The organism is Lentzea sp. NEAU-D7, assembly GCF_026242055.1.
Classification (GTDB): Bacteria; Actinomycetota; Actinomycetes; order Mycobacteriales; family Pseudonocardiaceae; genus Lentzea.
Genome location: NZ_JAPJDL010000024.1, coordinates 1 through 15,074 on the forward strand (window position 1 = coordinate 1; position 15,074 = coordinate 15,074).

14 protein-coding genes are annotated in these 15,074 nt (G+C 69.3%); 8 read left to right on the forward strand and 6 right to left on the reverse strand.

Annotated elements, in window-relative coordinates; translation table 11 throughout:
• Positions 1–268: 268 nt before the first annotated feature.
• Entirely contained in the window at positions 269–841 is a 573-nt protein-coding gene (locus tag ORI60_RS35795) for a hypothetical protein (RefSeq protein WP_266042443.1), read from the reverse strand.
• 603 nt (positions 842–1,444) lie between these two features.
• Between ORI60_RS35795 and lanKC the strand changes: the two genes are divergently transcribed.
• From lanKC to ORI60_RS35815, 4 genes are all read left to right on the forward strand, one after another.
• On the forward strand, positions 1,445–4,009 hold the full coding sequence (gene lanKC / locus ORI60_RS35800; RefSeq protein WP_266042444.1) for a class III lanthionine synthetase LanKC: 2,565 nt from the start codon (positions 1,445–1,447) through the stop codon (positions 4,007–4,009).
• A gap of 34 nt (positions 4,010–4,043) precedes the next feature.
• Positions 4,044–4,208 carry a SapB/AmfS family lanthipeptide gene (locus ORI60_RS35805; protein WP_090058697.1) on the forward strand — a complete coding sequence of 55 codons (165 nt, stop codon included), beginning with the start codon at positions 4,044–4,046 and terminating at the stop codon, positions 4,206–4,208.
• Between the two features lie 143 nt (positions 4,209–4,351).
• Positions 4,352–5,968 carry an ABC transporter ATP-binding protein gene (locus tag ORI60_RS35810; RefSeq protein ID WP_266042445.1) on the forward strand — a complete coding sequence of 539 codons (1,617 nt, stop codon included), beginning with the start codon at positions 4,352–4,354 and terminating at the stop codon, positions 5,966–5,968.
• A complete protein-coding gene (locus ORI60_RS35815) occupies positions 5,968–7,686 on the forward strand; it encodes an ABC transporter ATP-binding protein (RefSeq protein ID WP_266042446.1) in 1,719 nt (572 codons plus the stop codon). Before ORI60_RS35810 ends, ORI60_RS35815 begins: the two co-directional genes overlap by 1 nt.
• 18 nt (positions 7,687–7,704) lie before the next feature.
• On the opposite strand, the gene ORI60_RS35820 is transcribed toward ORI60_RS35815, so the two are convergent.
• Together ORI60_RS35820 and ORI60_RS35825 are read right to left on the reverse strand one after the other, a co-directional pair.
• Entirely contained in the window at positions 7,705–8,208 is a 504-nt protein-coding gene (locus ORI60_RS35820; protein ID WP_266042447.1) for a DUF3145 domain-containing protein, read from the reverse strand.
• A gap of 201 nt (positions 8,209–8,409) precedes the next feature.
• Complete coding sequence (locus ORI60_RS35825; protein ID WP_266042448.1) at positions 8,410–9,750, reverse strand: S8 family peptidase; 1,341 nt, start codon at positions 9,748–9,750, stop codon at positions 8,410–8,412.
• A gap of 143 nt (positions 9,751–9,893) precedes the next feature.
• Here ORI60_RS35825 and ORI60_RS35830 point away from each other — a divergent pair, with 143 nt between their 5' ends.
• Genes ORI60_RS35830 through ORI60_RS35840 form a run of 3 tightly spaced genes read left to right on the forward strand, consistent with a single transcriptional unit; the run spans position 9,894 to position 12,863 of the window.
• Positions 9,894–11,129: a hypothetical protein gene (locus ORI60_RS35830; protein ID WP_266042449.1), complete on the forward strand. Its 1,236-nt coding sequence runs from the start codon at positions 9,894–9,896 to the stop codon at positions 11,127–11,129.
• Positions 11,130–11,142: 13 nt separating this feature from the next.
• Positions 11,143–11,502 (forward strand): VOC family protein, encoded by a 360-nt coding sequence (locus tag ORI60_RS35835; RefSeq protein ID WP_266042450.1) that lies wholly within the window; start codon positions 11,143–11,145, stop codon positions 11,500–11,502.
• A gap of 20 nt (positions 11,503–11,522) precedes the next feature.
• Complete coding sequence (locus ORI60_RS35840; RefSeq protein ID WP_266042451.1) at positions 11,523–12,863, forward strand: dihydrolipoyl dehydrogenase family protein; 1,341 nt, start codon at positions 11,523–11,525, stop codon at positions 12,861–12,863.
• On the opposite strand, the gene ORI60_RS35845 is transcribed toward ORI60_RS35840, so the two are convergent.
• The 3 genes from ORI60_RS35845 to ORI60_RS35855 are packed head-to-tail and all read right to left on the reverse strand — an operon-like array spanning position 12,851 to position 14,394.
• Positions 12,851–13,516, reverse strand: a complete 666-nt coding sequence (locus tag ORI60_RS35845) for a TetR/AcrR family transcriptional regulator (RefSeq protein WP_266042452.1) — start codon at positions 13,514–13,516, stop codon at positions 12,851–12,853. The genes ORI60_RS35840 and ORI60_RS35845 overlap by 13 nt on opposite strands.
• A 55-nt stretch (positions 13,517–13,571) precedes the next feature.
• Positions 13,572–13,790: a DUF6343 family protein gene (locus tag ORI60_RS35850; RefSeq protein WP_266042453.1), complete on the reverse strand. Its 219-nt coding sequence runs from the start codon at positions 13,788–13,790 to the stop codon at positions 13,572–13,574.
• A gap of 1 nt (position 13,791) precedes the next feature.
• A complete protein-coding gene (locus tag ORI60_RS35855; protein ID WP_266042454.1) occupies positions 13,792–14,394 on the reverse strand; it encodes a hypothetical protein in 603 nt (200 codons plus the stop codon).
• A 136-nt stretch (positions 14,395–14,530) separates the two neighbouring features.
• Between ORI60_RS35855 and ORI60_RS35860 the strand changes: the two genes are divergently transcribed.
• Entirely contained in the window at positions 14,531–14,959 is a 429-nt protein-coding gene (locus ORI60_RS35860; protein WP_266042455.1) for a MarR family winged helix-turn-helix transcriptional regulator, read from the forward strand.
• Positions 14,960–15,074: the final 115 nt, after the last annotated feature.

The window sequence follows — 15,074 nt, forward strand, 5'->3', positions numbered from 1 at the left end:
ATCTGAAGGGGAGGGTCAAGTCGACACGCTCTTCGTCGACTTGACCCTCCCCTTCAGATGTGGCCCGCTCGGGTGCGACTCGTGACGGGACCACCCCACCGACGCCACCCGCAAAGCAACGCAACTCCGCCCAACGCAACAGGCGTGCCATCAACCCACGCGTGGCGTGGACCGGTCCTGGATCAGATCGCGGGGGGTCTGGGGGGCGGAGTCCCCCAGGAAGCAACCGCCACACCAGCACGCAACGCAACCACCCCACGAGCCAACGTCAGCACTTCTCCATCTGGGGGTTCCGGTTCTCCGGCGCCTCATCCACCTTCAACGCCCCACCTTCCCAGACCAACACGTAAACCACCCGCCACCGGATGCACCGCTCAGGCAACGCGGGCGGAGCCTTGGCAACGTCCTGAGTGGACACGAACGAGATCAGCACACGCAGCCGCCGCCCCACCACATCGGACTCGACCCGCTGCACCACCATCCCGCCGTCCTGAGTGGTCTCGTAAGCGGCGATCCACCCGGCCTCAGGTGTGGACGACGCCCGACGGGCCGACACCGTCTCGCGCCACCCGTCGAAGTCCAGCGAGTTGATCGAGTCGAAGTAGGACTGCAGCACGCGCTGCACCGCGGTCCGGTCGGGGTGGGTGAAGGAGTCCGGGCTCAGCCTGACCTCCGGGGTGCCGGGCAACGGGCCCGCCACGGACGAGGACGCGACGACCGGTGCTCCCCTGGCCTCCGCCGGGCGCGAGTACACGGTCCTGCCCACCATCCCCGCCGCCACCGCCGCGCCGGTGATCACGACCACGGCCGGCACCAGCCAGCGGCTTGCCACGCTCCCCACACGCGCAGCCTAGCCGCACGACACGCCGGGCAGCGGAGGCCGTTCACAAAACGTGTCGCGTTACATCGAAACACGAAATTTCACTCGAACGATTACATCACACCCTTATTTAGCGAGTTGGATGTAGCAAGACAATGTCTGATACACAAAAGGCGATGGGCAATCTCATCCTATGAATGAGTGCAAATGGGGGTCTCCACACCGCCATTCGGCCGTATCAAACGCGCAATAGCAGCCATTTTCGGCTTCACTCGTAAAGAGCAGCCAACACAGCGCGTACACGACGTTTGCACGCACCTAACTATACGTAAGCATCCGACTGGAATATCGCAGCTCAGAGGCGTGCAAGATCAGGAACGAGACGGTGCCGTTTAGCGGAGGTGCCCGACATCGCCGCCCAAGCACATTTGAGCAAACATCTCAACCGGGTGAGATGGACCCAAACCTCATCACTGCAAGTAACATACGCACGGGTAACCAATGGTCTTTCGGCCACGAACGGGTCACCCATATGACTCGAACGGCGGATTCCCCATAGGCGCGTGATTGTGCGGAAATATGCCGCAACAAAGAAAACGCAAACGAGACGGGGAGGGGAATTCGGTGGACCTCAGATACGAGGCGTACTGCTTCGCTGATCGGCAGTTCTACGATCTGCAGAGCAGCACCGAAAGCACTCCCGCGGACGACTTCTCGACCGAACTGCCCGCGCTCCCTCCCGACTGGACGACGGTCGAGCGCAACGTGTGGCGGCACCACCACCCGAAGGGGGTTCAGCTCCCCAACGAGGGGTGGAAGATCCACGTCTCCGCCGGGCTCGACAACGCCGGCCGGGTGCTGAAGGCCGCTTTCGACTACTGCGTCGAGCGGCGGATCCCCTTCAAGTACCTGCAGACGATCTCGATCGTGCTGGCCCGCAACTCGAAGTACGCGCCCCGCGACGGCAGCGGCAAGCTGGTCACGATCTACCCGAAGGACACCGAGCAGCTCGAGACCATCTGCACCGAGCTGGCGCAGGTGCTCGACGGCGAGCACGGGGCCTACATCCTGAGCGACCTGCGCTTCGGCAAGGGGCCGCTGTACGTGCGCTACGGCGGGTTCGCCGAGCAGTGGCTCGAGGTCGACGGGCAGCAGGTGCTCGCGATCGCCGGGCCGGACGGCGCACTCGTCCCGGACAGGCGCAAGCCGGTTTTCAGCCTCCCCGAGTGGATCGAGCTGCCCGCCTTCCTCAAGCCGCACCTGGCCGAGCGCAACGCCGGCGACCCCGAGAAGTTCCCGTACCGGATCAAGAGCTCGCTGCACTTCTCCAACGGCGGCGGCGTCTACCTCGCGACGCGCAAGAGCGACGGCAAGGAGGTCGTGCTCAAGGAGGCGCGGCCGCACGCCGGGCTCGACCGCGAGGGCCGTGACGCCGTGGCCAGGCTGGAGCTCGAGCACGAGATCCTCACGAGACTGCACGGCGTCGACGGTGTTCCCGAGGTGTACGACCGCTTCACGGAGTGGGAGCACCTGTTCGTGGCCATGGAGTTCATGCCCGGCCGGTCGCTGGGGCAGTGGCTCGGCCACAACTACCCGCTGACGCACAGGGACACCACCGGCGAGCTCCTCCAGAACTACCGCACCAGGGCCCAGGCGCTCATCGCCAAGGTCGAGGACCTGGTGGCCCGCGTGCACGAACGCGGTGTCGTGTTCGGCGACCTGCACACGATGAACATCCTGGTCGGCGAGGACGACGAGGTCTCGCTCATCGACTTCGAGCTGTCGTCGACGATCGAGGACGTGCACCGGCCGACGCTCGGCGCGCCGGGGTTCCAGGCCCCGAACGACCGCGAGGGCTTCGACATCGACCTCTACCCGCTGGCCGCGCTCAAGCTGTGGATCTTCCTGCCGCTCAACGCGGTGCTGGAGCTCGCCCCGGCCAAGCTGCGCCAGCACGTGCACGTCGTCGCGGAGCGGTTCGGCCTGGACGAGGACTACCAGCGGCAGATCCTCGACGTGCTCACCCCGCGCGTCGACCCGCCGGCCGATCCCGCGTTCACCGCGTTCGACGACGAGAACCCGGACTGGACGGTCGTGCGCAAGGAGATCGCCACGGCGATCCTGCACAGCGCGACCCCGCACCGGACGGACCGCCTGTTCCCCGGCGACATCGAGCAGTTCGAGACCGGTGGCGCGGGCTTCGGCCACGGCGCCGCGGGTGTGCTGCACGCGCTGGCGGAGAGCGGCGAGGGCCGGTACCCCGAACACGAGGACTGGCTGATCAGGTCGGTCCGCACGAACCCGCCGAAGCAACCCGGCTTCTTCGCCGGCGCGCACGGCATCGCGCACGTGCTCGAGAACTTCGGCCACCACGACGTCGCCACCGAGATCGTCGAGGGCTACGTCCCGCTCGTCCGCACCACCCAGGACCACGGGCTCAGCGCCGGCCTGTCCGGCATCGGCCTCAACCTGCTGCACTTCGCGGACTCGCGCGGCGACGACGGCTTCACGGCGCAGGCCGGGGAGCTGGCCGAACGGCTCGCGAAGCAGCTGGAGCAGGCGCCACCGCCCGGTGACAAGGCGAAGGCTGGTCTGCTGCACGGCTGGTCCGGTCCCGCCCTGTTCTTCCTGCGCATGTTCGAGCACACCGCGCAGGAGCGCTGGCTCGACCTGTCCGAGCAGGCGCTCGAACGCGACCTGGCCGAGACGATGGTCGCGCTGGACGGGTCGCTGCAGGTGCGCGACGGCACGTTCCGCAGCTTGCCGTACGTCGGCATCGGCGGCGCGGGAATCGCGTTGGTGCTCACGGAGCTCGCGAAGGTCGCGCCGGAACGTCCCTGCGTGGCGAAGCTCCCCGAGCTGCTCGGCGGCTGCACCGGCGAGTTCGTCATCCAGCCCGCGTTCACGCTGGGCAGGGCCGGACTGATGGCCACGCTGGCCCACGCGACCAGGCACCGGCCGGACGAGCGCCTCGAACGCTCCGTCCGCCAGCACCTCAAGGCACTCGGCTGGCACGCGGTGCGCTACGGCGGAGGGCTCGCCTTCCCCGGTGTGCAGCTGCGCCGGCTCTCCATGGACCTCAACACCGGCGGCGCGGGCGTCCTGCTCGCCATCGCCTCCACAGTGGACGAACGTCCACCACTCCCCTTCCTCGGAAGGGCCCAGGCCCCGGTCCTCGCGGACCGGTAGCAAGAGATCGATCCCTCGAAATTAGGAGACAGTCATGGGCTTCATCCTCGACATGCAGGACCTCGAGACCCCCGAGGCGCCGAGCAACGCGATGGCGTCGGGCCACGGCGGCGGCGGTGGCGGCGGCTCCACGACCGCGTCCAACGCGTCGCTGCTGCTCCCCTGCTCGCACAGCACCGTCAGCCTGCTGGCCTGCTGACCTGCGCCCAACTGAAACACCGCGGTGAGTGAGCGGCATAGGCGAAGTATGCCGCTCACCCGCCAACTGCAGGGCCCGGCAGCCGGCCAGCTGTCGGGCCCTTGCTCATGATGCGCCCTCGCGACCCTCCGGAGGAACAGCCGATGGCCAGACCAGGCGACGCCCTGCTGTTCTCCGTCGTCCGCCGCGACCACCGGCCGTGGTTGCTGCTGCTCAACGCCGCGGTCGCCACGACCGGCGGCCTGCTGCTGCCCTCCGCACTCGCCGACGCCGTCGACATGGCACTCAGCGGCACGTTCGTGCTGTTCACCGTGGTGTGGCTGCTCCTGCTGGCGGCGACCGAGATCGTCGGCGACGCGATCGGCATCGTGCTCGCCGCGAGCACCACGAGCCGCGCCACGGCGTGGCTGCGCCGCAAGCTCTCCAGGAAGCTGCTCGACCTCGGTCACCCCTCCCCGTTCGCCGCCGGTGACGCGGTGAGCCGGGTGACGGGTGACTGCGGCAACGCGGGCGGGATCGCGGTCACGCTGATCACGCTGGTCGTCACCGCCGTGTCCTCGGCGGGCGCCGTCGTCGCGCTGGCACTGCTGGACTGGCGGCTCGCGGCGGTGTTCGTGCTGAGCGTCCCGCTGGCGGGTCTGCTGATCCGCACCCACATGCGCATGACCGCCGACGACGTGCTGACCTACCAGGAAGTGTCCGGCGAGGTGTCCGCCCGGCTGCTCGACTCGGTGTCCGGTCTGCGCACGATCGCGTCCGCCGGCATCGCCGACCGCGAGACGGACCGCGTGCTGGAGCCGCTGCCCCGGCTCGCCGCGGCCGGTGCGGGCATGTGGCGCACCCAGGCGAAGATGATGTGGCGGGCCGGGTTGCTGCTGCCCGCGGTCGAGATCGCCGTGCTCACCGCCGCCGGTTTCGGTGTCATGGAGGGCAGGCTGAGCACCGGTGACGTGCTCGCCGCCCTCGGTTACTCGGCACTCGGCATGGGCATCGTCGGCCAGATGACCCAGCTGACCGTCCTCGAACGGACCCGCGCGTCCGCGTCCAGGATCGCCGAGGTCCTCGACGCCACAGCACCGCGACGTCCGGTTCCCCGGCGGTCCAACGGTGTCGTCGAACTGCGGGGCGTCAGCGTCGGCGAAGCGCTGCGCGACGTGAACCTCATGATCCCGGCCGGCACGTTCGCCGCGATCGTCGGCACCTCCGGCGCGGGCAAGTCGACGCTGGCGGCGGTGCTCGGCGGACTGTCCGCTGTGGACGCCGGCGAGGTGGCCGGCCACGACTCGGTCGGGTACGCGTTCGAACGCCCGGCGTTGCTGGGCACCACGATCGGCCGTTCGATCGGCTACGGAACGGACGCGGACGAGATCCAGGTCAGGGACGCGGCCGTGGCCGCCCAGGTGCACGACGTGCTGATCCGGCTGCCGCAGGGGTACGAGACGCCGGTCGCCGACGCCCCGCTGTCCGGCGGCGAGGCGCAACGGATCGGCCTCGCCCGCGCGATCATCCGGGATCCCGACGTGCTCGTGCTCGACGACGCCACAGCAAGTCTGGACACGGTCACCGAAGCCAAAGTGGACAAAGCGCTCACCACGGCGCTTCCCGGCCGCACCAGGGTCGTCGTGACGCATCGCGCGGCGACGGCGGCAAGGGCGGACCTCGTGGTGTGGCTGGAAAGCGGCCGCATCAGGGGCACCGGCACCCACCAGGAGCTGTGGAACGACGCGGACTACCGAGCCGTGTTCACCGGAGGCGAGTGATGCGTTTCTACCTCTCGACGCTGGCGGGACACCGCCGGGGCATGCTGGTCCTGCTCGGCTGGTCCCTGCTCGAAGGCATCCCCGCGTTCTTCGGCGGCAGGTTCGTCGGCTCCGCGGTCGACAAGGGTTTCGCGGCGGGGAACCCGCTGGCCGGCGTGCTGTGGCTGCTCGCGTTCGCCACCCTCGCGGTGGTGGGCGCGCTGGGCCAGCGGCAGGTGTTCGCACGGCTCGGCTCCGTCGTCGAACCGATGCGCGACGCCTTGGTCGCACGGGTGGTGAACGGCGTGCTGAACGACCCGACGCACCGCCGCACACCGGACGCCAGCGCCGTGGCGATGATCACCCGGCACGTCGAGGTCGTCCGCGACGCCACCGCGGGCGTGCTGGTGCAGGCTCGTGCCCTTCTGGTCACGACGCTCGCCGCGCTCATCGGGCTCGCGACCACGGCGGCCGCGCTGATCTGGCTGGTCGTGCTCCCGATCGTGGCCGCCCTGGTGCTCTTCGGCCTGATGCTCCCCTCGCTGGCCAAACGGCAACGCGACGCCGTGATGGCGGACGAGCACACCGCGGAAGCGTCCGGCGCGGTGCTGACCGGTCTGCGCGACGTCGCCGCCTGCGACGCCGCCGCCGAGGCGTACGGGGACGTCGCGAAGCAGATCAACCTGCAGGCCAGGGCCACTGTCACCGTCGCGTGGGCGAACTCGCTGCGCGCCACGGTGATCGCGTTGGGCGGCTTCGCTCCCATCGCCCTGCTGGTCGCGTTCGCTCCCCCGCTCGTCGCGTCCGGCCGTCTCACCACGGGTGCGGTGCTGGCGGCCGTCGTCTACCTGACCAACAGCGTGAACCCCGCGCTGCACGGCCTGGCCCGCACCACCAGCACGGTCGTGATGCGGCTGATGGTCGCACTCAAACGACTCCAGGAAGCGGCCCCGCGCACCGACCGGGACGTGGGCACCGAGACCCCGGCCAACGGCGAGTTCGTGCTGCGGGACGTCACGTTCGGCTGGAGCCCGGACGCGGAACCGGTGGTGCGCGGCCTGTCGCTCGATCTTCGTCCCGGTGACCACCTGGCCGTCGTCGGCCCGTCCGGCATCGGCAAGTCCACAATGGCCAGTCTGCTCACCGGCCTGATGGCACCGGACGACGGCTCCGTCCTCTTCGGCGGCGCGCCCGTCGACCGGGTGACGCCGGCGGTCCGGCACCACGCGATCGCACTGATCCCGCAGGAGACCTACCTGTTCACGGGCACCGTGCGGGAGAACCTCACGCTGCTAGCGCCGTGGGCGACCGACGAGGACCTGGTCGACGCGGTGAAAAAGGTTGGCGCCAAACCACTTCTGGACTCCATCGGCGGGCTGGACGCGACGCTCGGCCACGGCGGAGAAGGACTTTCCGCCGGTGAGGCCCAGCTCCTGGCACTCGCGCGGGTCTACGTCACGTCCGCGGGCGTCGTCATCCTCGACGAGGCGACCTCCCACCTGGACCCCGCCGCCGAGGCCAGGGTCGAACGGGCTTTCGCGGAGCGGAACGGAATCCTCGTGGTGATCGCGCACCGGCTGAGCTCGGCGCTGCGAGCGAACCGGGTGCTGGTCATGGACGGCGGCAAGCCGTTGCTCGGCACCCACGAGCACCTGCTCAAGACGTCGCCGCTCTACGGCCAGCTCATGCTGGCCTGGGATCCCACGCACCGAGAAGAAACCCCGCTGCCCAAACGGTGAGCGGGGTCCACTCAGGACTCATCCGACGCGGTGCAACCACGTCACCGGCGCGCCGTCGCCCGCGCGGCGGAACGGTTCCAGTGCGTCGTCCCACGCGGCGCCGAGCAGTTCGTCGACGCCGTGCGCGAAGGACTCACCGCCACGAGCACGCACCGCGAGTGAACGCAGCTGGTCCTCGTTGACGACGATGTCGCCGTTGGCCGAGGTTCTGGCGTGCCAGAGCCCCAGAACGGGCGCGAAGCAGAAACGCTCGCCGTCCTGACCTGAGGACGGTTCTTCGGTCACCTCGAACCGGAGCATGGGCCACGCGCGCAGCGCAGCCACGAGTTTGGCGCCGGTGCCGGCCTCTCCGGTCCATGCGCATTCAGCGCGCAACTGGCCTGGTGCCGCGGGTTGCGCTGCCCACCTGAGGTCTACCCGGACACCGAGGGTGCCCGAGATCGCCCACTCGACGTGCGGACAGACCGCAGACGGCGACGAGTGGACGTAAACCACGCCACTGGTGCTGCCACGGGTGCTCACTGCTGACCTCCGCTACTCGACGAGGGACGTCTTCCCCTACGCCTTTGCCGAGTGTGAGGTGATCACCGCGAAACCCGTTCGCTGCATTCTGCCTCGACTTGAGGCATGTCCGCCATAAGAACCAGCTCGATCATCACCCGACCGGGGCAGATACAGGTCTTAAGTCCCGATCTCCCCGGCCGAGCGATGCCTGATCGTGATCTACAGCGCGTTTACCGCGGCGACCACGTCGACCAGGCCCGTGCCCTTGTCGAACGACGAGGTGTAGGGGCCGGCCGGCTGGTAGCCGGTGCCGTACTTGTACGCCGTCGACTTCAGCGCCCGCTCGATGTCGGCGGGGGTCGCTGAAGGCTTGGCCTGGAACAGCTGTGCGACGATCCCGGCGATGTGCGGCGCCGCCATCGACGTGCCGCTGATCGTGTTGAACGTGCCGAGGTCGAGCAGTCCCGGCCCGTTCAGCGGCGCGAGGCCGGTCGCGCAGATCGGCAGGTAGAGCCGGCAGGACGAGGTGATGTTCTCCCCCGGCGCCGAGATGTCCGGCCACGTCGCGGAGTTCGTGGCGAGACCGCGCGACGAGAAGTCGGACACGGCGCCGTCACGGGTGCCGGTCTCCTGGTCGTTGTAGGAGGCGACCGAGATCACGCCGGGGGTCGGGTCGACGCCGGGCGGGTTGGACAGGTTCGCTGAACCGTCGCCGCCGTCGTTGCCGTTCGCCCAGACCACGACGACACCCTCGGCCACCAGCTGGCGCTGCAGCTTCACGGTCACCGACTCGGGGTCGAACGCGCCGCCGCCGGACGGGCCGTAGGAGTTGTTGATCACCTTGATCGGCGGGCACGCCGAGGCGGGCACACCGGCGCCGCAGGGGGCCCGGTGGTTCTCCAGCACCCAGTTCAGCGCCGCGTCGGCGCCGAGGATGAGGATCGCCGCGCCGGTCGAGATCACGACGCCCTTCGCGCCCGGCGCCGCGCCCCGGATCACCGGTCCGCCGGTGGTCTGCACGTCACCGCCGATCGCGATGCCGGTGACGTGCGTGCCGTGACCGCCCAGCGACGTCGTGTCCGTGTCGAGGAAGTTCGGCACCGGCACGATGCAGTTCGTCTGGGTCGAGCCGTCCAGGCACAGGCTCTTCAGGTTGCGGACGATCCGGCCGCCGAACGACGGGTGCGTCGGGTCGACACCCGAGTCGATCACGGCGACCGACACGCCCGCGCCCGTGAGCCCGAGGCTGTTGCGGGCGTCCAGGCCGCGGGTGGCGGTGTGCGAGGTCGAGCCGAGGAACTTGATCGGCTTCTGGACCTCGACGCGCGTCACGCCCGCCTTGGTCCTGGCCGAGGAGATCTGCGCGGAGTCGCCGCGCGCGGCCACGACGCCGATCTTGTGGAAGCTCGTGAGCTTCTGCAGACCGGCGGCCTCGACCGCCTGTTCCGCGGCGGCGATGTCGGCGCCGTGGACGTAGACCGTGGAGGCCGGTGCGGCCGTCGCGACAGGGGATGCGACGGCCACGAGCAGTACGGCGAGCGATGCAGCGCGTTTGTACATGGACCCTCCGTGAGCATTGGCAGGCAATCCAACTAACGAGTGATCCACTTATCGGTGACGGCCATCACCGAATGTCTCGACCGAGTGCGTTTGGGCGACCCCGGACCGCTACGGTGTCCCCCCGTGCGGAAAGGTAGGGACTCGTGCGGCTGATCCGTCTGGGCGCTGAACCCTCGGCCATTGGGGCGGACGTCCGTGCCGCCCTCACGGCGTGGGGCGCGGGTACCGAGGTCCTGGGTGGTATCGCGCTGATCGGCGTCCAGCCACCGGACTGCCCGATGCCGCTGGACGCGATCGTCGTGCTGCCCAAGGGCGTTCTCGTGATCGTCGGCGTCGACCTGCCCGACCCCGGGATGAAGCTCGAGGCACCGCTCGGCGGCCAGTGGAAGATCGACGGCTGGCCGCTCGTGGCCAAGGACGGCACGGCGAACCCGGCGACCGAGGCCGTGGCGGCGGCCACCGCGGTGGCGCAGCGGATCCAGGCGATGCGCGCGGAACCGCTCCCGGTCAGCACGATCGTCGCGGTCGGCCCGTTCGTGGGCCAGGTCGTGCAGCCGACGGTCGACCTCAACCGCGGGGTGCGGGTGCTGCACCCCAAACCGTCCACTGTGCTCAGTGCGGCCCGCGAGCTCGCGACCTCCACGGTGCCCTGCACGGCGGACCACGCGGCGAAGCTCTTCGCGATCCTGCAGAACACCGGCTCACCGCCGGACGCGAAGGCGTTCATCGCGGAGGGTTTCAGCGACGCTGTCTCCCCCGACCTCGCGGCCGCCAGCACGATGCTGATCCCCAAGGCGCAGCTGCGCCAGGCGATCGGTCGCAAACGCTTGCCAGGCAAGCTGACCTGGCCCTATCTCGCCGGAGCGGCACTGCTCGCGCTGATCCTCGTGGTGTGGCTCGTGCTGGCGTTGCCCGGTGAGGACAAGCCGGCCGACGCGACGCCCGCGCCGACGTCCGCGCAGCCGACGACGGTGGTCGTGGACGGCACGACGTTCGTGCCGAAGGAGATGAAGAAGGACCAGGAGTGCCAGGCGCAGGCGTTCGGCGACGTGAAGGCGTGGCTGATCGCGAACGACTGCGGAGTGCTGCTGCGCGCCACCTACGAGACGACCGTGCAGGGCAAGCAGGTGACGGTGCTGGTGGCGGACATGGACCTCTACGACGCCCCCAGCGCGAAGTCGCTGCACGGGGTCGTCGCACTGCCCGGCTCCGGCGGCGTGCACGGGATGGACGGCAAGCCGCTGGAGAGCGCCGCCTTCGCGAACGGCACCAAGGGCAGCCACGTGACGCTGGCGTTCGCGGTGTGGACCGGCGGCGCGGGCGACCCGTCGCTCGACCCGATCGCCAAGCAGGCGTTGCGACTGCCCACCACCCGGTAGCAAGGTGGAGGGCATGGTCGGACAACTTCGTTCTGTCGTACTTGACTGCCCGAACCCCTCCGAGCTCGCGTCGTTCTACGAGAAGCTGCTCGGCGCCGAACGACTCCCCGGCGACGACGAGACCTGGGTCGTGATCGTGGCGAACGGCACGCGCCTCGCGTTCCAGCTCGCCCCCGAGTACCAGCCGCCGACGTTCCCCGATCCGCACGGCTCGCAGCAGTTCCACCTCGACGTGCTGGTCGAGGACATCGAGGAGGCCGAGCCGAAGGCGCTGGAGCTCGGCGCGCGGTTGGTGCAGAAGGACAACGACGACACGTTCCGGGTGTACGCGGACCCGGTGGGGCATCCCTTCTGCCTCGTGTGGCTTTCTTGATCGAGGCCTAGTGTGGGCGCATGGACTTCGACGTCATCGTCATCGGTGGTGGCCCCGTAGGTGAGAACGTGGCCTGGCGGACGGCCGCGGGTGGCCTGTCCACCGCCATGATCGAGAAGGAGCTGGTCGGCGGCGAGTGCTCGTACTGGGCGTGCATGCCTTCCAAGGCGTTGCTGCGGCCCGGTCACGCGCTCGCGGCCGCCCGGCGCGTGCAGGGCGTGAACGCGGGTTCGCTCGACGCGAAGGAGGTCCTCGCGCGGCGCACGGGCTTCACCTCCGACTGGGACGACTCGGGCCAGGTCAAGTGGGCCGAGTCGGAGAACATCCACGTCATCCGCGGCGAGGGCGAGGTCACCGGCGAGCGCGAGGTCACCGTGGGCGGCGAGGTCCACCGCGCCCGTCAGGCCGTCGTGGTGTGCACCGGCAGCGTGCCGAAGATGCCACCGCTGGAAGGTCTCGCGGACACTCCCGTGTGGACCTCGCGCGAGGCCACGTCGGCGCGGGAGGTGCCGGAGTCGCTCGTCGTGCTCGGCGGTGGCGTCGTCGGTGTCGAGATGGCGCAGGCGTGGGCACGGCTGGGCTCGAAGGTGAAGCTCGTGGTGTCCGGGGACCGGCCGCTGCCGAAGTTCGAGGAGTTCGTCGGCCCGCTGGTCGTGGAGGGCTTGCAGGAGGACGGCGTCGAGGTGCTGCTCAACGGGCGTGCCTCGTCGATCAGGCCGGGCGAGCTGACGTTGCAGGACGGCCGGGTCGTGCGGGGGTCGCACATCCTCGTCGCCACCGGGCGGGTGCCCGCCACCAAGGACGGCAAGCCGCTGACCGTCGACGACTCCTGCCTGGTGTCCGGCGTGGACGGACGCTGGCTGTACGCGGCCGGTGACGTCACCGGCCGGGCGTTGCTGACGCACCAGGGCAAGTACCAGGCCAGGGCGGCCGGCACGGCGATCCTGGAGCGTTCCCGCGGGTTCGAGCCGAAGCAGTGGTCGGCCGGGCAGGCGTGGGCCGACCACGTGGCGGTGCCGCAGGTCGTGTTCACCGACCCCGAGGTGGCGTTCGTCGGGCACACCGCGGCGGAGGCACGGGCGGCGGGACGTGAGGTCAAGGTCGTCGACCTGGACATCGCGGTCGCCGGGTCGTCGCTGCACGCGGACGGCTACAAGGGCAAGGCGCGGATGGTCGTCGACGAGCGCACGCGGACGCTGGTCGGCGTCACGTTCGTCGGTCAGGACGTCGCCGAGCTGCTGCACTCGGCCACGGTCGCGATCGTCGGAGAGGTCACCGTGGACCGGTTGTGGCACGCGGTGCCCTCGTACCCGACGATCAGCGAGGTCTGGCTCCGGCTGCTCGAGTCCTACGGCCTCTGAACCGGGTCCCGGGGCCGTTCCAGCACGGATCCGAGCATGCCGGCGAGCAGCTCGTTCGCCGTGCCGACCACGTACGCGCGGTCGTCCTCGCCGACGCGTTCGGCGAGCTTGAACAGCGCGTCCGCGGTCTGCACTGCGATCCGGAACGTCAGCATCACCGGGGCGTCGCCGTGGGCGCCGAACCGGTTGACGAACATCTCCGCCAGCCGTTCGGCCATCAGTTCGTACTGGTCGACGCTGGAGTCGAGGCGGTGGCTGTCCAGCATGTCGCTGAACCGCACCCGCCCGAAGCCGGGCAGCTCGTGCAGCATCCGCATGTACACGGCGACGACCTGCGTCATGGCCTCGCGCCACGTGTCCGCGATCAGATCCGCGGTGAACAACTCCTCCACTTCGCGGAGATAGGTCTCCATGCCGCGAAGCGCCAGAGCGTGCACAACTGATCTTTTGTCGGGGAAGTACTGATAGAAGGAACCAATGGGCACTCCGGCCACGTCGACGATGCGAGCCGTGGTGATGTCGTCGTAGTCGTATTCGTTCAGCAGGCCCGCGCAAGCGTCGAGGATCGCGGAAACAGTTGCCGCGCCTCGCTGTTGCACAGGCTGCCGACGCATCACCCTGGCTAACCTGCCTTTTGCCGGATCTTCATGCACGCCGACATCTTTATCCATAGGAGTGCTTCAGCCCAAGCACAGGTTCCTGACAGGTTCAGCCCGGATCTCCGCGGCGTTTGCGGTGAACCACCCAGGCGAAGTCGACGACGCACACCGCGGCGAGTAGCAAAAGCACGACGCCGAGCCAAACGAGGTCGGCTCGCAGCGCCAGCCACCCGGCCACCGAGTTGAAGACCAGGCCGAATCCGGCCAGCCACAACCTCAGGGTCAGCGCACTGCGCGGAGGCGCGGGCGGTGGCAGGTAGTCGCTCACCTCATCCGGTTTCCCTCAGCAGCTGGGTCTCAACCGGCCTGAGCTGTCGCGGCGGTTTCGTCACGTAGGGGCGGACGAGCCGCGTCAGGGCCAGGCCAGGAGCGATCAGCGGGACCACGGCGGTCAGCACAGCGGCGGTGATGCCCGCCCGCACGACGTCCTTGGGCATGACGGCGACGCGGTCGACGACGAACGCGCGCCGCCCGGTGATCGACACGACCGCCAGGACGAGCAGGAACACGACCATGCTCAGGATCGCCCGCCGCACGGCGTGCTCGTACCCCGCCGCCTCCCCCGCGACCAGCACCGCGAACCACCCGGCGAGAGCGGGCAGCTGACCCCGTTCGGTGGTGGCCGCCCAGCTCAGGCCGCCGAGCGTGGCGAGCCAGACGAGGACGTCGGCGCGCTGCTGAGCCCACAGGGACGCCGACTCGAGGGGAATGCCGGTCCACGACAGCAGACCGAGCGGGCTGAGGGGATCGTCGGCGAGCTGGCCCAGCACCCAGGCCAGTGTCCACGCGGACAGCAGCACGGCCAGGACGAGTTGCCACCGGGGCCGGCGCACCACGCACTGGGCGAGCCGGACGATCTCCGCACGCGTCATACCCCCACCTTGCCGCTCCCTGGTGGTTTGTGGAGAAACGTCACCCCAACGCTCACTCTGTCGGCCCTCGTCCGGGCGCGTTCATCACGCAGCGCAATCCACGATCGGGGGACAGATCTTTTCTAGACTGAGGGACATGAGCATTGATCAGCTTCTGCGTCTTCCCAGCTACCTGATGCACGGGCTGGTGCGCGAGGCTCGCCGCATCGGCCGCGCGGATCTGCGCGGGCCTCACCTGACGGTGCTCGCCTACCTGTCCGAACAGGAGGCCGTGGCGCAGAAGCGGATCAGCGACCGGGTGCGGATGGACCCGAGCGACCTCGTGTCGGTGCTCGACGCCCTGGAAGAGCTCGGGTTCGCGCAGCGCAGACGCGACGAGAGGGACCGGCGCCGGTTCACCGTGTCGATCACCGACGGCGGCAGGAGGGCGCTGCACGAGCGCCTGGAGGCGGCTCGGGCGCACGAGGAAGAGCTGCTGGCGCCGTTGACGCCGCACGAGCGCGATACGTTGGCCACACTGCTGCGCAAGGCGTACCTGCACCACGCTGATATGCGTGTAGATTAGACAGTCTGCGCTCAGCGACCCAGCGCGGGCAGGACAGTGCGAATCGGAATAAAAGCCGACGCCGCATGATATCGAGAAATGAGGCAAGTTGTCAAGCCCCTCCGATGACCTCCGG